Source organism: Citrobacter sp. Cy070 (assembly GCF_030332245.1).
In the GTDB taxonomy this organism is placed as follows: Bacteria; Pseudomonadota; Gammaproteobacteria; order Enterobacterales; family Enterobacteriaceae; genus Citrobacter; species Citrobacter youngae.
The window spans coordinates 80,119-100,901 of the sequence record NZ_JAOWIG010000069.1 but is presented as its reverse complement, the minus strand read 5'-3'; the positions used below and the strand labels follow the sequence as shown (position 1 = coordinate 100,901).

Annotated in this window: 20 protein-coding genes; 6 read left to right on the top strand and 14 right to left on the bottom strand. The window is 53.3% G+C overall.

All coding sequences use genetic code 11. The features are described from left to right. Positions 1-202: 202 nt before the first annotated feature. The 6 genes from OGY19_RS12910 to OGY19_RS12885 all read right to left on the bottom strand — a co-directional run bounded on the left by OGY19_RS12910 (position 203) and on the right by OGY19_RS12885 (position 5,235). Positions 203-454, bottom strand: a complete 252-nt coding sequence (locus OGY19_RS12910) for a putative Se/S carrier protein (protein WP_086523573.1) — start codon at positions 452-454, stop codon at positions 203-205. Continuing rightward, entirely contained in the window at positions 451-1,218 is a 768-nt protein-coding gene (yjiL, locus tag OGY19_RS12905; RefSeq protein ID WP_115601050.1) for a putative 2-hydroxyacyl-CoA dehydratase activator YjiL, read from the bottom strand. Before yjiL ends, OGY19_RS12910 begins: the two co-directional genes overlap by 4 nt. A gap of 9 nt (positions 1,219-1,227) precedes the next feature. Next, positions 1,228-2,379 (bottom strand): double-cubane-cluster-containing anaerobic reductase, encoded by a 1,152-nt coding sequence (locus tag OGY19_RS12900; RefSeq protein ID WP_048212810.1) that lies wholly within the window; start codon positions 2,377-2,379, stop codon positions 1,228-1,230. A gap of 95 nt (positions 2,380-2,474) precedes the next feature. Beyond that, positions 2,475-2,939 carry a GNAT family N-acetyltransferase gene (locus OGY19_RS12895; protein ID WP_115601049.1) on the bottom strand — a complete coding sequence of 155 codons (465 nt, stop codon included), beginning with the start codon at positions 2,937-2,939 and terminating at the stop codon, positions 2,475-2,477. A gap of 13 nt (positions 2,940-2,952) precedes the next feature. Next, positions 2,953-4,233 carry a DUF445 domain-containing protein gene (locus OGY19_RS12890; protein ID WP_115601048.1) on the bottom strand — a complete coding sequence of 427 codons (1,281 nt, stop codon included), beginning with the start codon at positions 4,231-4,233 and terminating at the stop codon, positions 2,953-2,955. Between the two features lie 75 nt (positions 4,234-4,308). Further along, positions 4,309-5,235 (bottom strand): LysR family transcriptional regulator, encoded by a 927-nt coding sequence (locus tag OGY19_RS12885; RefSeq protein ID WP_032948460.1) that lies wholly within the window; start codon positions 5,233-5,235, stop codon positions 4,309-4,311. A gap of 219 nt (positions 5,236-5,454) precedes the next feature. On the opposite strand from OGY19_RS12885, the gene OGY19_RS12880 reads away from it, so the two are divergent. Both OGY19_RS12880 and metC read left to right on the top strand, forming a co-directional pair. Further along, complete coding sequence (locus OGY19_RS12880) at positions 5,455-6,687, top strand: dicarboxylate/amino acid:cation symporter (protein ID WP_048212807.1); 1,233 nt, start codon at positions 5,455-5,457, stop codon at positions 6,685-6,687. A 30-nt stretch (positions 6,688-6,717) separates the two neighbouring features. Continuing rightward, the gene (gene metC, locus OGY19_RS12875; RefSeq protein ID WP_115601047.1) at positions 6,718-7,908 is read left to right on the top strand and encodes a cystathionine beta-lyase; all 1,191 of its coding nucleotides are present in this window, start codon (positions 6,718-6,720) and stop codon (positions 7,906-7,908) included. An 80-nt stretch (positions 7,909-7,988) separates the two neighbouring features. Here the strand turns inward: metC and mdtM are convergent, their stop codons facing one another. From mdtM to OGY19_RS12855, 4 genes are all read right to left on the bottom strand, one after another. After that, positions 7,989-9,230, bottom strand: a complete 1,242-nt coding sequence (gene mdtM / locus OGY19_RS12870) for a multidrug efflux MFS transporter MdtM (protein ID WP_115601046.1) — start codon at positions 9,228-9,230, stop codon at positions 7,989-7,991. Between the two features lie 323 nt (positions 9,231-9,553). After that, the gene (locus OGY19_RS12865) at positions 9,554-10,204 is read right to left on the bottom strand and encodes a LysE family translocator (protein WP_115601045.1); all 651 of its coding nucleotides are present in this window, start codon (positions 10,202-10,204) and stop codon (positions 9,554-9,556) included. Positions 10,205-10,252: 48 nt separating this feature from the next. After that, positions 10,253-11,068, bottom strand: coding sequence for an AraC family transcriptional regulator (locus OGY19_RS12860; RefSeq protein ID WP_101743006.1), 816 nt, complete (start codon positions 11,066-11,068; stop codon positions 10,253-10,255). A 208-nt stretch (positions 11,069-11,276) separates the two neighbouring features. Further along, positions 11,277-12,689 carry an aminotransferase-like domain-containing protein gene (locus OGY19_RS12855; RefSeq protein WP_286596573.1) on the bottom strand — a complete coding sequence of 471 codons (1,413 nt, stop codon included), beginning with the start codon at positions 12,687-12,689 and terminating at the stop codon, positions 11,277-11,279. Between the two features lie 177 nt (positions 12,690-12,866). On the opposite strand from OGY19_RS12855, the gene OGY19_RS12850 reads away from it, so the two are divergent. The 4 genes from OGY19_RS12850 to OGY19_RS12835 all read left to right on the top strand — a co-directional run bounded on the left by OGY19_RS12850 (position 12,867) and on the right by OGY19_RS12835 (position 15,767). Next, on the top strand, positions 12,867-13,031 hold the full coding sequence (locus OGY19_RS12850; protein WP_071887315.1) for a DUF1127 domain-containing protein: 165 nt from the start codon (positions 12,867-12,869) through the stop codon (positions 13,029-13,031). A gap of 146 nt (positions 13,032-13,177) precedes the next feature. Continuing rightward, positions 13,178-13,642 (top strand): MarR family winged helix-turn-helix transcriptional regulator, encoded by a 465-nt coding sequence (locus OGY19_RS12845; protein ID WP_115601043.1) that lies wholly within the window; start codon positions 13,178-13,180, stop codon positions 13,640-13,642. A gap of 6 nt (positions 13,643-13,648) precedes the next feature. Further along, complete coding sequence (locus tag OGY19_RS12840) at positions 13,649-14,716, top strand: HlyD family secretion protein (protein WP_115601042.1); 1,068 nt, start codon at positions 13,649-13,651, stop codon at positions 14,714-14,716. Beyond that, positions 14,706-15,767, top strand: coding sequence for a DUF2955 domain-containing protein (locus OGY19_RS12835; RefSeq protein WP_115601041.1), 1,062 nt, complete (start codon positions 14,706-14,708; stop codon positions 15,765-15,767). The genes OGY19_RS12840 and OGY19_RS12835 overlap by 11 nt, the downstream gene beginning before the upstream one ends. Positions 15,768-15,858: 91 nt before the next feature. On the opposite strand, the gene OGY19_RS12830 is transcribed toward OGY19_RS12835, so the two are convergent. The 4 genes from OGY19_RS12830 to btsT all read right to left on the bottom strand — a co-directional run bounded on the left by OGY19_RS12830 (position 15,859) and on the right by btsT (position 20,552). Continuing rightward, positions 15,859-16,437, bottom strand: coding sequence for a hypothetical protein (locus tag OGY19_RS12830; protein WP_124020752.1), 579 nt, complete (start codon positions 16,435-16,437; stop codon positions 15,859-15,861). Between the two features lie 598 nt (positions 16,438-17,035). Further along, positions 17,036-17,992 carry a GTPase gene (gene yjiA, locus OGY19_RS12825; RefSeq protein WP_101743000.1) on the bottom strand — a complete coding sequence of 319 codons (957 nt, stop codon included), beginning with the start codon at positions 17,990-17,992 and terminating at the stop codon, positions 17,036-17,038. Between the two features lie 12 nt (positions 17,993-18,004). After that, positions 18,005-18,199, bottom strand: coding sequence for a YbdD/YjiX family protein (locus OGY19_RS12820; protein WP_003830038.1), 195 nt, complete (start codon positions 18,197-18,199; stop codon positions 18,005-18,007). Between the two features lie 202 nt (positions 18,200-18,401). Further along, the gene (btsT, locus tag OGY19_RS12815; RefSeq protein WP_115601038.1) at positions 18,402-20,552 is read right to left on the bottom strand and encodes a pyruvate/proton symporter BtsT; all 2,151 of its coding nucleotides are present in this window, start codon (positions 20,550-20,552) and stop codon (positions 18,402-18,404) included. Positions 20,553-20,783 lie beyond the last annotated feature (231 nt).

Sequence of the window (20,783 nt, the reverse complement as noted above, 5' to 3'; positions counted from 1 at the left end):
CGTAAAAGTAAATCATAAAGTTTTTAGAGCGGTGTTTGACTGTTATTTACAGGTCATTAAATGCTGACATTTAATTGCAGAACAATCTGATGAAAATATATCTATGGCGTTAGCGGAGTGATGGTCTTTACAGACTATAAGCGGTTGTTTATACCCTGGATAATTCGAGTATATATCAGCGTTTCGCGCTAATCAGGCGTGTTCAGGAGGCGGGGAACGCGGCTATACAGCGCCAGTTTCCGTTTTCCTGGCGGTAGATAGATTCGGTATGCCCAGGGATCACCCATTCTTCTTCCATGCCAGTAGCACAGTCGATGTAGATGCAGAGTCCGCAACCACCGCGTAGCTCGCGGGGAATATCCGCCACCCGAAAGCGGACCCCTGCGGCCTGTAGCGCCTTGCGCATTTTGATGACACCGACAGTGGAATGAAACAAGAACAGCGTTTCCTTCACTGACGTTTCCCCTGACGCTGGCCTATCAACGCCGCTCCGATTGCACCGGCAAACTGTGCGTCGGGATGCGTGTGTACGGGAATGCCTACATGACCTTCGAGCATACGGGCAAAGGCGTGACAGTGGCTGACTCCACCGGTAAATAACAGCGGTGCTTGTGCTGAAAGCCGCCCGATGAAGTTAGCGCTGCGTCTGGCCATTGCGTTGATCACGCCAGCCAGAATCGCCTCTGGCGCGATGCCCGCAGAGCGCAGGCTAATGACTTCTGACTCGGCAAATACTGTACACATGCTGGTGATAGCATGCGGTTCGACGCCAGCAGTAATCGTATCCAACTGCTCTACGCTGGCTCCGAGGGTGCGTGAGATAACATCCAGAAACCGTCCGGTTCCGGCAGCGCACTTGTCATTCATTAAGAAATCGCTGAGATTGCCATCGTCATCCAACTGGATGACTTTACTGTCCTGACCACCGATATCAATCACTGTGCGGGTGCCGGGAGCCAGCAATCGCGCACCAAGCCCGTGGCAGGAAATTTCAGTGACCTGTTTGTCGGCATAATCGACGAGCTGCCGTCCGTACCCGGTGAGGGTTAAAAATGGTCGGTTCTCCAGCCCAGCCTGCAACGTTTCCCATGCCTGCGCGATCGCGTCCGCGGGGCGAAAAGGCGTTGGGCAAAGGAAGCGGCGTCTGATGACGCTACCTTCCAGCAAAACGCCTTTCGTCGCCGTGGATCCAGAATCAATCCCAATTGAGTATGTCATCTGCGTTTCTCACAACATCTCAATGAATGCGGCGACGCGGGTACTGAGCTGGCCGATATCTGCGCTGGAATAGTCGGTTTCAATCGCGATATAAGGAATGTTGTGCTGTTGGCGTACGTGACGCTTAATAGCGAGTGATTCAACGGCGTAGGTGTGGCAAGCCTGCAAAATGACATCGACGACGCCGTCAGCCTGGTACTCTTCAACCATTTGACTGAGCATTTTCAGGCGTTGATCGTTAGGAGAAATACAGGAGCAGCCGATGGCGAGGTATTTATCAGTCAGCGCGTCGTAGACATCGCCGGTTTCCGCCACGCATTGTTCGGTGGCCTTTGCGCCGGTGCAGTTTTCATAACCCACGACCCAACCACCGTTTTCTTCAATGGCACGAACGACTTTCTCTGCCGCGCCGCCAATGGGGCAGCCGGTTATCAGGATGCGCGGACGTGACGCCAGACGTTTCCCTGCCTGCCATTCCAGATGTACGCGCTCGGCCATGCTATTAAGCTCGTCGATCAACGCTTCTTTATCAAAACGGAAGGTGGCGCCGTAGACGACTTTCAGAATGTCACTGCCGCTAAGTGCGGGTGGGTTAAGTTGGCCAACGCGGTAGAAATTCGCCAGCGCCCGGCGTTCCTGGTTTTTGAGAATAACGGCTTCACGCAGCGCAGCTTCGGTAATGGCTGTGCCAAAACGGGCTTCGACGACCTGCTGCAGACGCCGGATCTCGGCTTTCCATAGCGCACGGGAAGCCGCATCGCTGGCGCTGTTGGGCAGTTGCATTACATGTACCGCTTTAAATTCGGCCATGTACTCGTACATTTTCTTTTTACCATCGCAGGTGGTTTCGCCCACCACCAGGTCAGAGAAATAGAAGTAGGGGCATTTGTCGGTTTTGCCAAACCCGTAGCTGCTTTTGATTAGCGGACACAGGTTCCGCGGCAGATCTTTTTCGGCCTCTTCAATGGTTTCATCAGAGGTCGAGCACAGGGAAACGACGACCGCGCCCGCCGCCATCGCAATCTCCTGCGGCATAAAGGTGCAATAGGTCCCAACGAGCGGAATACCTTGCTCTTTAAGATCCATTACGGTGAGAAAACCTTTCTGACGGGCGTCGGAGAATTGATTGAAAATAGCGGGTAAATCGGTGATTAGCGACATGATTTTCCTTCCCCGTAACACGGGAGACAGTAAAAAGACGCCGCATTATAACCCTGTAATATGTCAGGTTTTATTGATGTGCAACAATTGCGCGTTTACAGATTACGACTGTAGACCCGTGAGACTTCTCCCCACGGATGATAGCCCGGCCCGTCAAAGTAAAATCCCGCTTTCTCGTATAAACCTTGCAGGTCGGTACACAAATGGAGCTGCATAAACCCCAGCAGTCTGGCCTGCTGTGCAATATGTTCGATCAGGCGAAACGCCAGGCCGTGACCACGATAGCGAGGATCGATATAGAGCGCGCATAGCCACGGCCACAGTTCGCCGCGACTAATAAAATCATTGGTGATCAATCCGGCGCAGCCAACAATGCTGCCACCATCCTGTAGCCAGTACCACTGCGGTAGCGGGTTCTTTGCGCCAATACAACGGCGCAATGCATCCTCGTATACCGCCATGGAGTCTTCTGAGGCCCATTGCTGCTGAAAGTAAGCGGTGATCTCGTGCAGCTTTTCTGGCGTCTCGCGCAGGGAAAAAATGCGGATGCTCATTGTCATTGAATCTTTCTCCTTAAAAATTCGCCAGCGTCAGCAGTGACGGAATTTGCGACAACAGATATAACACCAGCCCGATTGAACCGCCAACCAACGTGCCGTTGACGCGAATAAACTGCAAATCTTTGCCAATGTTTAACTCAATTTGCTGCGACATATCGCGTGCATCCCAACTTTTCACCGTGTCGCTGATATGGCGCGTCAGGAAGCTGGCGAACTCCGGGGCAACTTTGTGCGCGGCCTGCTCCAGATGCCCATTCAGTGAGGCACGCAGGGCGCTGTCGGCTACCAGCGTTTCGCCGAACCACTGCCCGGCGCTGGCGATGCGCTGCTTCACGCGGGAATCATCTGCGTTAATGTCGGTTTTCACCCACTGGCGCAGGTCTGCCCACAGTTCGCCAAGATAATGGTTGAAGGCTTCGTCTTCCTTCAGATAGCTTTTCATGCTTTCGGCCCGCGCGGCCATCTCAGGATCGTGTTTGAGCTTATCGATGAGCTTAAACGTAGCGCGATCGAACGCGTGGCGGATCTGATGCGCCCGATCGTGGCTGATGTCATCCAGCAAGGAGTTAACGGCATCCGACACCAGCTCGGCGCTGTGCTCGCCCAGCCATTCGGTCGGCAGGATCTTTGCTTTCAGCGGATGTTCGGTTTCCAGCCAGTGCACTACCTGTCTGGCGATAAACACCCGTGAACTGTCGCGCTGGAGCAGGGCGATAAGTTGGGCGATCAGCGTATCGAGCAGCACCTGATGGCGATTGTTTTTGGTCATGCTTTCTAGCATCAGCGCGCTGGTTCCGGAGAGATCGACCTTGTCGATGGCCTTGTGCACCGCCCGCTTGATCAGCCGCTGAATGCGGGCGTCGTCGGTCAGTTCGAGAAAACCGCTCATGATCTGCAGCAGATGCTGGCCGATGCGCTGGGCGTTTTCCGGCTGGCTGAACCAGTTGCCGATCAACAGCGCCGGTTCATGGCGGCGGATCAGGGCTATCAGCGACTGGGTATCGAGGAATTTTTCTTGTACAAACTGACCAAGATTTTCGCCGATTCGGTCTTTATTACGCGGGATAATCGCCGTATGGCGCGAGATAAACGGGATCGGCACCCGACGAAAAAGCGCTACCACGGCGAACCAGTCCGCCAGCGCGCCGACCATCGCCGCTTCAGCAATCGCTTTGATCCCGAGTACCCAGAAGTTGGGCGGCAAAAACAGCGTGATGACGAACGTCGCGGCAGCGATCAGCAGCAGAGAGAGCGCCAGGCGCTTGGCACGTTTGAGTTCAGCAATTTTATTCATAGGCTTAAGGATAGAGCCAGACGGGGGGATCGCGCAAAAATTGTGGCGCGTCTCCCATTTTCAGGTGGTAAGCGTTTATCCTGGGATCCAGTTATCCCACGCCGGTAAGGGACCAAGTTCTGCGACCAGAAAATCGATAAACGAACGCACCTTCGGATTGCTGTACTTACTGGGAAAATAGAGCGCATACAGGGCATGAGTTTCACAGGTGATGGTGCCGTCGAGCATCAGCGGTGTTATCTCTTCTTTTTGAATATGATCGCCAATCAGATAAGTGGGCAAATACGCCACCCCCTGATCTTCTAGCACCGACTTCAACAGCACCAGACTGCTGTTGGCCTGGATCGGCATATGCAGTTTCAACTGATGCAGTCGATCCTGTTCATCTGCCACCTTCAGTACCGGCGTGAGGCCCGGGTAAACCAGGCAATCATGATCCACCAGATCGCTGCGACGCTGGGGCATACCTTTTTTGGCAAGGTAGCCGGGTGAGGCACAGTACGCCCAGCGAACAGGCACCAGCTTGCGCATCGCATAGTTTTGCGGCGGCGCGGTGGAAATTCGCAGGGCAATGTCGAAATCCGTTTCGTTCAGATTGACGAAGTTATCGTTGAGATCGATATACAGATTCACATCCGGGAACTGGGAGCGATATTTATCCACCAGGTTCACCAGCCGGGAATAACCAAACGCAATGGAGCAGGTTATGCGTAATTCACCCTGCGGGCTGTGGTAATAACCGGAGGTGGTATTCAGCGTTTCATCGAATTCTTTCAACAGCTTATTAGCGCGGTTGAAGAGATATTGCCCGGCGTCGGTCAGGGTAATACTGCGGGTGGTGCGTTTAATTAATGTCGTGCCTAACGTATCTTCCATCGCTGCCAGGCTTTTGCTGACCGCAGACGGCGAGACGTTGAGCTGCGCCGCGGCTTCTGACAATCCTCCGCAGTCGACGATTTTAGTAAAAAACTCCAGATGCTTGAGTGAAATCGGCGTACTCATAATTTCCTTAAATTCACAAGTGATTTGCAAAAACGGTACGAATAGGCCGTTACATTCGCCTTTTAAACATGCAACTATTGAATCACAGGAAACAACTTGCTGGCAAAATGAAAAAATAACAACTTAGGTGAGTTACGTCACAAAATAAAAGGAGGCGAAACGGAAACTCATCACATTGTGAATTTAATCTCATTAATTATTATTCTAAAGGTACCGATTATGTGGTCACGACTCGAACCCTACAGATCGTCGATTATTTTATTAGTTGCTCTGGTGATTGGCGGCTTATTAGGTATTTATGCCCCATCGTTTGCAGGTAAACTCCAGCCGATAGGTCAGATATTCCTGAACCTGTTATTTATGATTATTGTGCCACTGGTGGGGATCAGCGTCATGTCTTCCATCGCCAGTATGACCGACCTGAAAAGGTTGGGACGTATTATGGCGATTATCTTCATTGTTTCGATCGCAATGGCCTTTATTCCTGCGGCGGGGATCGTCGCGCTGGCGCTATGGTATAACCCGGCACAGGGCGTCACTATCGATCTCTCGCAGTCGGTGCAGGCGGGCAGCGGCAAGATGGATTTTGTCAGCATGATCACCACCAGCGACTTTATCGGACTGTTTTCTAAGTCCAATATTCTGGCGCTGATCGTAATGGCGATCATCGCCGGTGTGGCGATTGGGCAATCGGATCAGGCGGGTAAACGCATTGCGTCGCTGCTGGAAGATGCCAATACCGTGATCATGAAGATCGTCTCGATCATTATGAAGGTGGCACCGGTTGGTCTGGGCTGCTATTTCGCGGCCACCATGGCCAGTCAGGACTCTGCACTACTGTTAACCTTTGCCCGCGCTATCGGCCTGTTTATGGTTGCTACGCTGGTCTACTTCGTTTTTGGCTCGATTCTCTATTCGTATATTGGCGGCGGTATTCCGGCGGTCAAAGCCTTCTGGCGAAACGCGATTGAACCTTCAGCCACCGCGCTGGGGACCTGCTCTTCACTGGGAACGCTACCTGTAACCCTGCGCGCCGGTAAGGCGATGGGGATTAACCCGGAAATCGTTGATGTGTCCATTCCGCTACTGGTTAACCTGAACAAGGGCGGTGTGGCGATGATTGCCGCGCTGAAAATCGTCTTTATCTATTCCGTGCTGGGCATGGAATTCACTACCGAAACCTTCTTCCTGACGATGCTGATTGCGGTGCTCTCCGCCATTATCGTTGGCGGCGTGCCGGGCGGGGCGTTCCTCGGTGAAATCTTTATCGTCACCACGCTGGGCCTGCCAATGGAAGCGATTCCGATGCTGGTGGTGCTGGGCACCATTACCGATGCGCCAGCCACGCTGATTAACGTTATCCATGATTTGAATGCGGCGCAGATTGTTGAACGGTTCGCAGGAAAAAAGCAGACCAACACTGAAATAAACTCTACTGCTGCGGTGGTATAGGTTTCACACGGATTAAGAACAGGAGATGTTATGAAAGACGCAATGAAGCTTGAGACGCAACTGGTTGTTGCTGGTCGTGACAAACGCTACACCCAGGGAGCGGTGAATCCGGTTATCCAACGTGCCTCTTCACTGGTGTTTGATACCGTGAAGGACAAGAAATTTGCCACCGCCAATCGTGCGAACGGCGAGCTGTTTTACGGTCGTCGCGGGACTTACACCCACTTTGCTTTCCAGAAGGCCATGAGCGAACTGGAAGGCGGCGTTGGCTGCGCGCTGTACCCGTGCGGCGCGGCGGCGGTGACTAATGCGATTCTGGCGTTTGTCCAAAGCGGCGATCATATCCTGATGACCGGCGCGGCCTATGAACCAACTCAGGATTTTTGCAATAAGATCCTGAGTAAATTCAATGTGGAAACAACGTATTACGATCCGCTGATTGGTGCAGGTATCGTCGATCTTCTGCGTCCGGAAACGAAGGTTGTATTCCTTGAGTCACCAAGTTCTATCACCATGGAAGTCCAGGACGTGCCGGGGATGGTGAAGGCTATCCGCGCGGTGAATCCGGAGATTGTCATTATGATCGACAACACCTGGGCGGCGGGCGTACTGTTCAAAGCGCTGGATTATGGCGTGGATATTTCTATTCAGGCGGGAACGAAGTACACCATCGGTCATTCGGACGGCATGCTGGGCACGGCGGTGTCTAACGCCCGTTGTTGGGATCGTCTGCGCGAGAACTCCTACCTGATGGGGCAAACGCTGGATGCCGATACCGCCTACAACGGCAGCCGCGGATTGCGCACCCTGGCGGTACGCCTTAAGCAGCATCAGGAGAGCAGTATCCATATTGCCCGCTGGTTGTCGGCAAGACCGGAAGTGGCGCGGGTGAATCATCCGGCATTACCGGAGTGTCCCGGCCATGAGTATTTTCAGCGTGATTTTACCGGAAGCTCAGGCCTGTTCTCATTTGTGCTGAAAAAGAGACTGGCCGACGAACAGATGGCGAATTTCCTCGATAATTTCTCGCTGTTCCATATGGCCTATTCGTGGGGTGGATTTGAGTCGCTCATTCTGGCGAACCAGCCGGAAGAGCTGAACAGCATCCGACCGGCTGGAGAGGTGGATTTCAGCGGCACGCTGGTCAGGGTGCATATTGGCCTGGAGGATATTGGCGACCTGATTGCCGATCTCGAAGCGGGATTTGCACGCATTGCGTAAGGTGATGTGATTAGTGCCGGATATGGCGCAAGCGCCTTCTCCGGCCTACATAGTTGTCGTAGGCCGGATAAGCGGGCAGGTTAGTTTTCAGTGGCTAACGTCGTTGCCTCATGCTGGCGCACCCGTTTGAGCAAGGCTGCCAGCGTGAACACGACAGCGATCCCCGCCACAACCGCCAGCAGATGAAACGAAATCCTGCCGCCGTTAAACCATAGCCAGCGTCCAATTTCTACAGAAACCGCCATCACCGTCAGGATCACCATATTCAGCGACGCGGAAACCGTGCCCTTCGGTAAGTTGTTGGAAAACAGCGTAAAGCGGAACAGCGTCGGGAAGATCATTCCAATGCCAAACGCATACAGGCTCGTTCCCAGCACTGACCACAGCCAGACGTGCGGCCACAGCAAATTACCCGCGATCAGCACCGCTAACCCGCTCAGTTGAACAGGCACGGCGCGCCAGATAAAACTGGGTTGGGTTGGATCCTTCACAAAACGAACCACCACCATATTGGCGACGATCACCGCGCCAAATACCGGCGCCTGCGCCCAGGCAAACTGCGATGTGGTCATGCCGCCCGCATCAATCAGGATCACTGGTGAGACCGCCACCCAGCTCATCATCGGGATATAGCTTAGCGATAGCGTGGCTGCGCCAAACAGGAATACCCGGTTGCGGAAAACGTCGCGGAAATCGCGCAGTACGCCACGCGCGCTAAACGGCACCGTGCCGCGCTGGACGGTTTCTGGCATGGCTAACGCTAACCCAATCAGGGCGATAAACCCCATGACGGCAATAATGGCAAACAGAAACTTCCAGTGGACAAAGTGCATCAGCGCTGCTCCGGAGAGCGGGCCAATAACCGGAGCAACCAGTACAATAGAGGTGATTACCGCCATCAGTTTGATGGCCTTCGTTTGCCCAAACGCCTCCTGCACCGTGACGTAGCCTACGGTTGCGATAAAGCAGATGCTGGTGCCCTGCACAAATCGGGCAACCAGAAATTGCGTCATTGAGGTGGTGAACAGCGTGGCCGCGCAGGCGAGCGTAAAGATGAACGCCCCCGCGATCAGCACCGGCCGGCGGCCAATCCGGTCGGAAAGCGGGCCTAACAACCATTGCAGCGCCATGCCGCCTGCCAGATAAAGGCTCACCGCAGCCGGTGCCAGGCTGACATCGGCGTTGAAATCGCGCACGACATTAATGATGCCGGGCTGGATCAGGTCCGTCGACAGATAGGCGGCGAAGTCATATAAAATCAACGCGATGGGGAAAAATAGCGTCGTGGCGCGTTGGGAGAAAAACGCGAGAATCCGTTGCATAAAACAGCTCCTTGTCGGGAGAAAACCCTCAACGGGAATAGCGAAATTCAATACCGTCTTTGAGACGTCAGGCCGATGACAGAAAAAAGCAGACTGCAAATGTACTGAATTTCATGTAATCAAAAACGCTGCCCGCGCGAGGCGCAAACAGGAGAAACGTTTTCAGACCCGGGTCAGAAAACGTAACGATTACAGGTAACAATCAGCACATCGCACCTCGGGAATAATTGGTTGAATGGATAATAGCCACCCAAAGTGTAATGCGAACTGGATATTAATTAAACGGGTTTATCCGCTTTATTTGCAGAAATTCGTCACGCTTATCAGAAAGTGACGCTCTGCAGAAAACGCAGCGCGATCGCACCGCCGAAGACGATCAGTACGCCCCCGGCGATGCGTTCGATCCACACGATCCCCAAGGTTAACCACCGCTGGATCTGCGGCAAGCCGATGAACATCACAATCAGCAGATCCCATAACAGCACCACGCTGGTCATCCAGATCCCGCTCACTGCTTGTTGCAGCAGCGTTACCGATGGGCCGAGCAGGGCGGTCATCAGCGCCAGATAAAACAGCGCATTTTTTGGGTTAAGCAGTGACGAACCTAGCCCCAGCAGCAGCTGTTTACCAAATCCCGGGCAGGCAGACAGGGCGTCTGCTCCGGTCAGAGCTTGCGGGCGGCTGCGTATCAGCAGGCTGCCTATCCACAATAAATAGAGCGCGCCCAGCAGCTCAATAACCGTAAACAGCAGGGGAAGCTGGCGCAGGATCCCCCAACCGATAATTGCCAGCAGGATATATAGCCCATTGCCGACGGCGATACCCACACACAGCCCGGCGCTGCCGCGCATCCGGTAACGGGCGGCGTAACCGACCAGTAAAAAAAAGTCCGGTCCTGGGCTGAGCAATGCGACAAAATGCGCCAGCACCAGCGCGGGGAAAGCAGAAGGAAAAAGTTCAGTAAGCAACGACATAGCGACCTCAGACAATGAATCTGAGAGAACTGTACGCCTGGCGCAGCGCTAATTATTGTCTGATATTGATCGTCCCAACGCGTACTGGCGCGGCGTGGCTGCGGTGTAGCGGACAAAGGTGCGATGGAAATGGCTCTGGTCGGCAAACCCGCTCTGATAGCCGACATCGGCAATCTCATCCCCGGCACGAAGCCGCTGGCGGGCATAGTCAACCCGCAAGATGTTCAGATAACTTGCCGGTGTGAGTCCGGTGTCCTGCTTAAAGGTACGGATCAGCGTTTCTTTACGCATGCTGCACTCTTGCGCCAAATCGCCCAGCGAGGGCGGAGCCTGCAGGTTGGTCTGCAACCGCTCGCGCAGATACTGGCTGGCGGCGCTTAGGTTTTCCGGTGCTACCGACTGCAATGGCAGCGAGCGCAGCAATGCTTGTGCGGCATCCGTTACCCGCGTCGTTTGCCGTTGCTGCATAAGTGCCACAAGATCCAAATAGCGCTGGAATAATTGCGGATCGCGGATAACGGGATCGCGCGAACAAAGCAGTTGGTTGTTGTTCTGCGCAGGAAGACTAGCAAGACACCACTGGGTATCAAGATAAAGCATGTGATAGCTGCGAAACTGCCCGTTAACGGGGTTGCAGCTGTGGGGTGCCAGTGGCGGGATCACAATCAGATCGCCCACTTTCAGACGGTATTCCTTGCCATTGCACTGGCAGCATGTTTCCCCCTCAAGAATTGCCCCGATTGAGAGCTGAGAGTGGTGATGTCGTTTATAGGCCTGCTGGCTTTGCCAGGTGCTGCGCAGCTCCAGCCACGGGAGCTGTTCATCACGCCAGAACGACTGTGGAATATCCCGGGTGTATGTCATATCGCGTCCTCCCTGAAAGTGATGATTTGTTATAGCACAGGCTGCGCGGTCAAAAAGCGGGAATGCGTATTGAGATAGCGATTCTGCGTGACGGGTTCCAGACAAATGCAGACGTTACATAGGGACGTATTTATCCCGGAAATCGCCTCGCAAAGAGAGATGGCTGGCTCTGCGCAATCGCCAGCCCGGTAGCACCGGGCGGTCTGATTTACTCCATTGCCGCCTTTACTGCTTCCCCGAGCTTTTGCATCACTTCCTGATGCTTCTCGTTGGGCGGCAACGCGCAGTTGATGCGCACACAGTTACGATACTTTCCGGATGCGGAGAACAGCGATCCCGGGGCGACCTTTATTTTCAACCGACAGAGCTGTTTAGCAACGCAGACCATATCGACCTGCTGCGGCAATTCTACCCACAGCATAAAGCCACCTTTTGGTCGGGTGACGCAGATCCCGCAGGGGAAGTACTCCCGTACCCAGCAGGTGTAGATCTCCATATTGCGCTGATAAATCTGGCGCATGCGTCGGATATGACGATGGTAATGCCCCTCGCGCACGAAGGTGGCGGCCGCCAGTTGCGTGGCAGGAACGTTGGTGCCAATGACGGCGTACTTCATGTGCAGCAGTTTGTTGTAATAGCGACCGGGAACCACCCAACCGACGCGCAGACCGGGGGCGACGGATTTTGTAAACGAACTGCAGAGTATTACACGGCCGTCGCTGTCCCAGGAGTGGATAGTGCGCGGGCGCGGATACTCTGTGGCCAGCTCGCCATACACATCGTCTTCAAAAATAACAATATCGTGACGCTGGGCGAGGGCGAGCACCGCCCGCTTACGCGTATCCGGCATAATGAATCCGAGAGGGTTGTTGCAGTTGGGAACCAGCAGCACGCCTTTGATCGGCCACTGATCCAGCGCCAGCTCCAGCGCTTCAATGCTGATCCCGGTGTCAGGATCGGTTGGGATCTCAATCACCTTGATCCCTAAGCCGCGCAGTAGCTGCATCGTGCCGTAGTAGGCCGGTGATTCAACGGCGACAATATCTCCGGGCTGGCAGACCGTCAGCAACGCCAGCGACATTCCGCTCTGACTGCCGCTGGTGATCACAATATCATCTGCATTAACCACCGAACCGCTGTCCAGCATCAGGCGCGCAATCTGACTGCGCAGTTCACGGCACCCGGAGATTTCATCGTAGCCCAAAATCGCTTTCAGATTATGCTGCGCCACGCGGCTTAACTCGCGCCAGAGCGGCTTCAGGCTGGGTTGATTGATATCGGGCACGCCACTGCTGAAAGGCGTGATGGATTTGTCCGCGTTGCCTTTCAGCATATCCAGCACCTGATCCCACTGGGTTATCTCCACTGGACGCTGGACCGGTCGCGACATCAGCGGCACCGGAGGCTGCGCTTTTTGCGGCGCGACAAAGTAGCCGGAACGTGGCTGGGGGGTGATCAACTGACGCTGTTCCAGCGTCTGATACGCCTGCTGAACGGTGCTGATGCTGACCCCGTGCTCCTGGCTCAGGCTGCGTACCGAAGGCAGTTTTTCGCCATGGCGATACAGCCCTTGCTCAATGCGTTCGGCCAGCAGATTGGCCAGATGTTGGTAACGGGTCATGCTGTATCCCTCATGGGTACCATACAGATTAAAAAACCAGTACAGATTGGCGTAGTTAATGCGATGCAGAATCCTTTTTAACCAATCTGTATGTTAAAGAAAAGTACTTTGTGAGTCTGTATTGTGCCTGGCCAAATCCGTGAAGATAAAGCCTCTGGCAAGACGGGGAGGCAAGGTATGGAATTTCACGAAAATAAAGCAAAGCAGCCGTTTATTGGATTTGTGCAGATCTGGCAGGTGATAAAACGCTGGCATTTGCGGGCGCAAACGCGGCGCTTATTGCAGCAGATGAGCGACGAGCGGTTGCGGGATGTCGGGCTGCGACGCGATCAGGTGGAGTGATTTTTCTTCACCAACAAAGGCCGGGGGCTACCACCCGGCCTCTTTTTCATTCATGGTATTTATCAATTCATGCTTCTGATTAGTCTGTTTCTTGATACTTACCCTGATAAGTATTATTTTCTTCTCAGCGATGAGGGGAAGAAAACATGACTGAAGATGAACGGTTTGCCCGCCGCCCGATGGGGATGCGCATGGCAATGGTGGTGCGCCAGTGGCGGGCCATTATTGATGCAGCCATTACCGACACTGGCCTGACGCAGTCAAGCTGGACGGTACTGATGCAGCTGTATCAACTGGGAGACAACGTCTCGGTCAGTGAACTGGCAGAGGTGCAGGGTATTGAACTGCCGCCGCTGATGCGCACCCTCTCACAGCTGGAAAAGCACGGCTATCTGCTGCGTTCCACATCGCCTTATGACAAACGCATTCGCCTGCTCACGCTGACCGCGCAAGGCCGCGCAAGGCTGGAAGAACTCAACCGGGTGATAGAGACATACCAACATCGCGTCACATGTACCATCCCCGAAGCGGAGCTTGCCGCCTTCAGCTCGACCTTAAATCAACTCGCCTGCAATTTGCGGACAATCCGCGAAGAAGACAATCAACACTAAAAAACTATGATGACCCCAGAACAAAAATTTGCCCGTTGGGTAAGGGTGAGTATTGCCGCTTTCCTGGTCATATTCGCCTGGTTTATCGTTGCCGATATCTGGATCCCGCTGACACCGGACTCCACGGTGATGCGTGTGGTAACGCCTGTTTCCTCACGTGTATCCGGCTACGTCTCGCAGGTGCATGTACATAACAATAGCCAGGTGAAAAAGGGCGATTTGCTGTACGAACTGGATCCGACGCCGTTTATCAATAAGGTCGAGGCTGCGCAAATCGCCCTTGAGCAGGCAAAGCTGAGCAACCAACAGCTGGATGCGCAGATCGCCTCTGCGCGTGCAAACCTGCGCACCGCGCAATTCAACGCCCGGAACGACAAGACCACCTTTGACCGCTACCAGCGCCTGAGCGCCATGCAGAACGTGTCGCAAGCCGATCTCGACAAGGTGCGCACCGCCTGGCAAACCAGCGAGCAGTCGGTGTCGGCGCTCAATGCCAGTATTCAGAACCTGCTGATCCAGCGCGGCGAGCGCGATGAAAACCGCAATGTGACGCTGCAAAAATACCGTAATGCGCTGGAAGAGGCGCAACTGAACCTCGGCTGGAGCAAAGTGTATGCACAGACCGACGGTACGGTGAGCAATCTCCAGCTTAGTCCCGGACTTTACGCCACTGCCGCCACGCCATTGCTGGCGTTGGTCAGCCACCAGACCGACATTGTGGCTGACTTTCGCGAGAAAAGCCTGCGCCACACCCGGGTGGATACCGATGCCGCCGTGGTGTTCGACGCCATGCCGGGCAAAGTTTTCTCTGCCCGCGTCACCAGCAGCGATGCCGGTATTCTGGCGGGCCAGGAGCAGGTTAACGGCCAGCTGTCGCAACCGGAACAGTCCACCCGCTGGGTGCGCGATGCCCAGCGTATGCGTATTCACGTCGCGCTGAACGAACCGCTCGACACGCCGTTGCCGACCGGGGCACGCGCCACGGTGCAGTTGTATAACAGCGAAGGGATGTTCGCCCGCACCTTTGCCGGAGCGCAGATCCATCTCGTTAGCTGGCTGCATTATGTCTATTAACACCCTGGCTCACGTCTTTACGCCGCACGGGAATATTGTCTACACCGCCAATGATTTTCGCCAGACTCTGCGTATCTCGGTTGCCGGGACAATCGCGCTGAGTATCTCGACCTTTTATAACGTGCAGTACGGCGTGTTTTTTGTGGTTTATCCGCTGATGCTGTTGTCGCTGGTGCCGGTGTTCAACCGCCATGTGGCCAAACAGTTTGTGTTCAGCGCGGCGGTGAACTGCGTCGAAATGGTACTGATTGTCGGCTATTTCTCACAATGGCCGCTGATTATGACGCTGGTGGTTTTTGGTCTGTACGTGATGCGTTTTCGGTTGATGAGCAAAGGACCGCTGTTTCTGTTCGGCTCAATGGGCGTGGTGTGCCAGAGCACGATGCTCAATTTTATGAGCTATCCCACCACCAACTGGCATACGCTGATGTTCTCCAATATGGAAGCCTGCGTCATGGCGGTGGCGCTGAGTGCGTTGCTGCATTATCTGATCCCGGACGTGGAGCCCCGGCAGCCGCCGCCGCGCATTGAGAAAGATGACGCCCGGGTTCGCCACGAATCGCTGCTTTCCGGTTCGGTGGCGACAATGATTTTTGTGGTCTTTCAGGTTTGTGACCTGAGCGATTCGCTGTCGGCGCTGATGGCGGGCATTTTGATCCTCTTTCCAATGCATTATCGCGGCGCGGTGTTGAGCTCTCTCTGGCGTGTGGTCGGCGTGGTGCTGGCTTGTCTGTACATTCTGCTGGTGCAACTGCTGGTGTATGATTTCAGCAACCATATGCTGCTGATGATGCCGCTGATTGGCCTCGGGCTGGCGTTCAGCGCCCGCCTGCATGTAATGGAAAAAGTCGGTGCGGGCGTGGGTTTTGCCAGTATCACCACCATCGGCATTATGTTCGGCCAGAACCTGCATCCGGACAGCGATCTGGTGTTCAGCGATCTCTACCGCATCACCTCCGTTACCGTTGCGCTGCTGGCCACGCTCACCCTGGTATTTCTGGTGCACCGGATATTGAACTGCTTTGCGGCGACACGATTTGTGGTGGAGTGAAACATTACGTTTTAGGAGAGGGAGCGTCTCTCTCCATATTTTAAATAATACCTAAGCGGAATTAGAGGTAAGTGAGAAAATCAATTATAAATTAAATTCTGTTGGATGGTAATAAATTATCAGGAAAATTGAATTTTTCCATCTGTATATGATTTTCTGGTTTATTTTCTGTAAGAATACATGATGTCGTATCCATTGAGCCAATCGGTGTATCGAAAAAAGGAATCATTCGAGAACGAGTGTATTTTTTAATTTCGCTCATTGTTTCTTGTGAGCAAATAAAAGCATAATCTTTGTTTTGAAATAGTGAATAGCCTTGCAACCATATTTGCCCATTGCTAGTGGTTTTTTTTATCCCTTTGTAATTATCTAACCAACTATCAGGGAAATCACCAGGGTTTATTTTAATCCAATGGTAATTATTATCACGCAAGCCTGCATAACTCATGCTGTAGTCATTGAGCTTTATAAATATACCACTAGCAAACATTGTTGTTGAATATACCAAGACTGAAACGCTAAATAATGCAATCATAACAATTTCTTTTATTTTTATTTTCTTTCCTTTAGTTATATACCAAACGACCGTTCCAATTGGTGTATATACTACTATTAGTCCAATTAGGAGTGTGAATATTCTTTCCGGGCGTTCATATTGCTGTAAAGACATATTATTGTATAATATGCTAAATATGAAAATCATAATGAAATTAATTAACAATGCAGTACAAAAGATAGTGAGGGAATTTTTTTCTGTTGGTATTGTTTTGAGATATATGATATAGCAACAGTAGAGCATTATGCAATAAATCGTCAATGGAATGGCAATGTCTCCAGGGACGCAACTTAACACTGCGAGAATAATGCTTAAAAATAATGAATGAAAAAATAGTCGCTTTACTAAATAATCAATTTTATTGGCTTTTGTAGACCATGTAAATATAATTGAAGGTATGGATAAAAGAATGCCCCATTTGGTTAATATTAAACATATTGAGGCGAATACAGCGAGTAAGGTTGAAGGTGTTGATAGCGCAGAAGTAAGTAAACCAAGTTGGTTTATTCTACTTAAATAAATCCAAATACTAAAGAATCCGATCACCGCAAATAACATGCTTAGTTGCACGAGGTCAGTTATGAAAAATTTAAACTGTGGTCGAATTATTGAATATTTTTTGGTTTTCCTAAATCTGAAATGTATTCTTTCCATTTTACACACCCACAATATAATAAAATGCGGTGTAGAATATTAACACCGCTCTTGAATTCTACTTCTTCAACCCCGCAAACGCCGCTCTGATCTCGTCTTCCGGCAGGTTAATACCGATAAACACCAGTTGGCTGTACGGTTGTTCGTCGCCCCACGGGCGGTCCCAGTCGGCGCTGTACAGGCGCTGGACGCCCTGGAACAGCAGGCGGTTTGGTTCGCCTTCAATCCACAGCATACCTTTGTAGCGCAGCAGTTTCTCGGCAGATTCCAGCAGCAGGTTTTCCATCACCCGGGATACGTCGCTGATGTTCACCGGGTAATCCAGTTCGACGACGATCGAGGAGATATCGTTCTGCTTGTCGGCGATAAAGTGGAAACGCGGTTTGGCGCTGACCACGTTCTCTTCCAGCATGAAACCGTTGGTGTCGAACAGCAGCGAGAGATCGATATCGCCATGCGTGACGGTATACACCGGGGCGCGGGCGTTGATGCGCGCCAGGCGCTCTCGCAGTTTTTCGCTTTCGCCTGCCACGTCGGTTTTGGTCAGCAGGATGCGGTCGGCGTAGCCCACCTGCGACTGAGCGATGGTGAACTGGTTCATCTGTTCGTCGGCATGTACCGCATCAACCAGAGCAATTACGCCGTCCAGCAGGTAGCGTTCGCAAATGACTTCGTGGGAGAAAAAGGTCTGAATAATCGGGCCAGGATCGGCCATGCCAGTGCACTCAATCACCAGACGGTCGAAATTGATCGCGCCTTTGTCGAGGTTGTCGAGCAGATCGAGCAACGCGTCTTCCAGTTCGCTCGAACGGGTGCAGCAGATGCAGCCGTTGGTCAGGGTTTTGATCTGTGTTGCGCGATCGCCAATCAGCTGATCGTCCACCGAGACTTCGCCGAATTCGTTTTCGATAACGGCAATCTTGTAACCGTGCTGCTCGTTAAGAATATGGCGCAGCAGGGTGGTTTTACCCGCGCCAAGAAAACCGGTGAGTAGGGTAACTGCAATCGGGGTCATTCACTTCTCCTTCTAACAGCAACTGCTTCCGCCGCTACCGTAGCGGGCTTCCTGGCGCTCGCGGAAGAATTCTTCGTAGGTCATGTACGGCTTATCGGGATGGTTGGTCTTCATGTGCTCGACGTAGTTGTCGTAGTCCGGAATGCCAATCAGCATCTTTGCCGCCTGACCGAGATACTTTTTTGCCTGACCTAAAGTACCAAACATAAAACGCCCCGGATATATGTTGAGCTCGTAGATGCAGGCTATTTCACTTGCCATTTTGACCGCGGGCAGTGCTCGCAATCCTCACGTACAGCGTGTACGCTCCGGTTGCTGCGCGCTGTCCGCGGCCAAACTGACTGCGCCAATTACGCCTGCGGTACTAAGTGATGTAGGCCGGGAGCGCAGCGCGCCACCCGGCTTCAGGTTAGTGATGTGAAGAGGTTTTCACGCCGCCTTCTGGCACCGGTACATACGGTGTTTCTTTATCAGAGCGACCGTTGATGGTGCGGGCTTTCTGCCAGGTACGGAACCCGTAGAAAATGATGCTGTACACTACCACCAGGAACAGAATACTCAGGCCTGCGTTGGTGTAGTTGTTGATGACAATATGGTTCATATTGGCAATCTGCTGTGCGGTCAGTTCGCCGCCGTTAGCAATCTTCTCTTTGTACTGATTCGCCATAAAGAAGAAGCCTTCCATCTGCGGGTTGGTACTGAACAGTTTCAGACCCAGCGCCCAGGTGGTGCAGATCAGCAGCCATACTGCCGGAACAACGGTAACCCAGATGTATTTGGTGCGCTGCATTTTAACCAGTACCACGGTGCCCAGAACCAGCGCCACGGCAGCCAGCATCTGGTTAGAGATACCGAACAGCGGCCACAGGCTCTTCACGCCGCCCAGCGGGTCAACCACGCCTTGATACAGCAGGTAACCCCACAGACCTACGCAGCCCGCAGTACCCACGACGCCAGCAACCAGGGAGTCGGTTTTCTTCAGGAATGGGACGAAGTTACCCAGTAAATCCTGCAGCATAAAGCGGCCAGAACGGGTACCTGCATCCAGTGCGGTCAGGATGAACAGTGCTTCGAACAGGATACCGAAGTGGTACCAGAAGCCCATGTCAGCCATCGGCAGCACTTTGTGGAACACGTGGGCGATACCTACGGCCAGCGTCGGTGCGCCACCTGCGCGGTTCAGAACGGACGGCTCACCGATGTCTTTCGCGGTTTGCAGGATCTGCTCAGGCGAAATCACGAAGCCCCAGGAACTGACGGTTGCCGCCGCGTGTGCGGTGACGTCTTTCAACTGCGCCATAATCAGCGGCGCGTTCTCGCCACCCATTTCATGCAGGTTCGGCATGGTGATGCCAAGGCCCGCAGGCGGGGTGTTCATTGCGAAGTACAGACCCGGTTCGATGATGGACGCAGCAACCAGCGCCATAATCGCCACGAAGGATTCCATCAGCATCGCGCCGTAACCAATGAAACGCGCGTCGGTTTCACAGGCCAGCAGCTTCGGTGTAGTACCTGAAGCGATCAGCGCGTGGAAGCCAGATACCGCACCACACGCGATGGTGATGAACAGGAACGGGAACAGTGCGCCTTTCCACAGCGGGCCAGTACCATCAACGTACTGGGTCATCGCCGGCATTTTCAGTTCCGGGTTGAGGATAACAATCCCCACCGCCAGACCGACGATAACGCCGATTTTCAGGAAGGTCGCCAGATAGTCGCGCGGGGCGAGGATCAGCCATACCGGCAGCAGCGCAGAGATAAACGCGTAACCGATCAGGGTAAAGGTAATGGTGGTGTCTTTAAAGGTCAGCGCCGGGCCCCAGTACGGGTCGTGCGCAATCACGCCGCCGAAGTAGATGGAGGCAACCAGCAACACAATACCAATCACCGACACTTCGCCCACGCGTCCTGGGCGCAGGAATCGCATGTAGATCCCCATGAACAGCGCGATAGGTACGGTTGAGCAGACGGTGAACACACCCCACGGGCTTTCAGCCAGTGCTTTCACCACGATCAACGCCAGTACTGCGAGGATGATGATCATGATTAAGAAGCAGCCAAACAGCGCAATGGTTCCCGGCACCGGGCCCATCTCTTCTTTGATCATCTCACCCAGAGAGGCGCCGTTACGGCGAGAAGAGATAAACAGCACCATGAAGTCCTGCACCGCACCGGCCAACACTACGCCAGCCAGCAGCCACAGCGTACCGGGCAGGTAGCCCATCTGCGCGGCCAGTACCGGCCCAACCAGCGGACCCGCACCGGCGATAGCGGCAAAGTGGTGACCAAACAATACGTTACGGTTGGTTGGAACGTAGTTCAGACCATCATTGTTGATGACCGCCGGCGTGGCGCGCGTCGGGTCAAGTTTCATCACCTTTTGGGCGATGTAGAGACTGTAGTAACGATAGGCCACCAGATAAACGGAGACAGAGGCGACCACGATCCACAGGGCGCTGATGTGTTCACCCCGACGTAATGCCACTACCGAGAGGCAGAATGCACCGATGATTCCGAGAATGACCCAGGGTATGTGCTTGAATATCTTTTTCGTATCCATAGTAAAACCTAATAATTGGCCGAGGCCGCTGGGGGGTTGATTGTGTGTTTGAGGAGATAAGTTGACTGCTATGTTGGGAGGATCTTGCCAGAGAGTTACGCGCGTAAAGTAAGGTAAATAAGTGAGTGGTTGTATGTCAGCTTAAGCGGTCCCAAGTGTCAGTGAGCGGTTCCTGGTGCCGGTGAGTGGGGATAATTATGTGATTGAGATCACTGATAAACGCCTTTAGAT

Bases quoted from the DNA above. Each gene is read 5' to 3' on its own strand.
- yjiL (WP_115601050.1), bottom strand. From the start codon at position 1,218: ATGACATACTCAATTGGGATTGATTCTGGATCCACGGCGACGAAAGGC.
- OGY19_RS12900 (WP_048212810.1), bottom strand. From the start codon at position 2,379: ATGTCGCTAATCACCGATTTACCCGCTATTTTCAATCAATTCTCCGAC.
- OGY19_RS12895 (WP_115601049.1), bottom strand. From the start codon at position 2,939: ATGACAATGAGCATCCGCATTTTTTCCCTGCGCGAGACGCCAGAAAAG.
- OGY19_RS12890 (WP_115601048.1), bottom strand. From the start codon at position 4,233: ATGAATAAAATTGCTGAACTCAAACGTGCCAAGCGCCTGGCGCTCTCT.
- OGY19_RS12885 (WP_032948460.1), bottom strand. From the start codon at position 5,235: ATGAGTACGCCGATTTCACTCAAGCATCTGGAGTTTTTTACTAAAATC.
- OGY19_RS12880 (WP_048212807.1), top strand. From the start codon at position 5,455: ATGTGGTCACGACTCGAACCCTACAGATCGTCGATTATTTTATTAGTT.
- metC (WP_115601047.1), top strand. From the start codon at position 6,718: ATGAAAGACGCAATGAAGCTTGAGACGCAACTGGTTGTTGCTGGTCGT.
- mdtM (WP_115601046.1), bottom strand. From the start codon at position 9,230: ATGCAACGGATTCTCGCGTTTTTCTCCCAACGCGCCACGACGCTATTT.
- OGY19_RS12865 (WP_115601045.1), bottom strand. From the start codon at position 10,204: ATGTCGTTGCTTACTGAACTTTTTCCTTCTGCTTTCCCCGCGCTGGTG.
- OGY19_RS12860 (WP_101743006.1), bottom strand. From the start codon at position 11,068: ATGACATACACCCGGGATATTCCACAGTCGTTCTGGCGTGATGAACAG.
- OGY19_RS12855 (WP_286596573.1), bottom strand. From the start codon at position 12,689: ATGACCCGTTACCAACATCTGGCCAATCTGCTGGCCGAACGCATTGAG.
- OGY19_RS12850 (WP_071887315.1), top strand. From the start codon at position 12,867: ATGGAATTTCACGAAAATAAAGCAAAGCAGCCGTTTATTGGATTTGTG.
- OGY19_RS12845 (WP_115601043.1), top strand. From the start codon at position 13,178: ATGACTGAAGATGAACGGTTTGCCCGCCGCCCGATGGGGATGCGCATG.
- OGY19_RS12840 (WP_115601042.1), top strand. From the start codon at position 13,649: ATGATGACCCCAGAACAAAAATTTGCCCGTTGGGTAAGGGTGAGTATT.
- OGY19_RS12835 (WP_115601041.1), top strand. From the start codon at position 14,706: ATGTCTATTAACACCCTGGCTCACGTCTTTACGCCGCACGGGAATATT.
- OGY19_RS12830 (WP_124020752.1), bottom strand. From the start codon at position 16,437: ATGTCTTTACAGCAATATGAACGCCCGGAAAGAATATTCACACTCCTA.
- yjiA (WP_101743000.1), bottom strand. From the start codon at position 17,992: ATGACCCCGATTGCAGTTACCCTACTCACCGGTTTTCTTGGCGCGGGT.
- OGY19_RS12820 (WP_003830038.1), bottom strand. From the start codon at position 18,199: ATGTTTGGTACTTTAGGTCAGGCAAAAAAGTATCTCGGTCAGGCGGCA.
- btsT (WP_115601038.1), bottom strand. From the start codon at position 20,552: ATGGATACGAAAAAGATATTCAAGCACATACCCTGGGTCATTCTCGGA.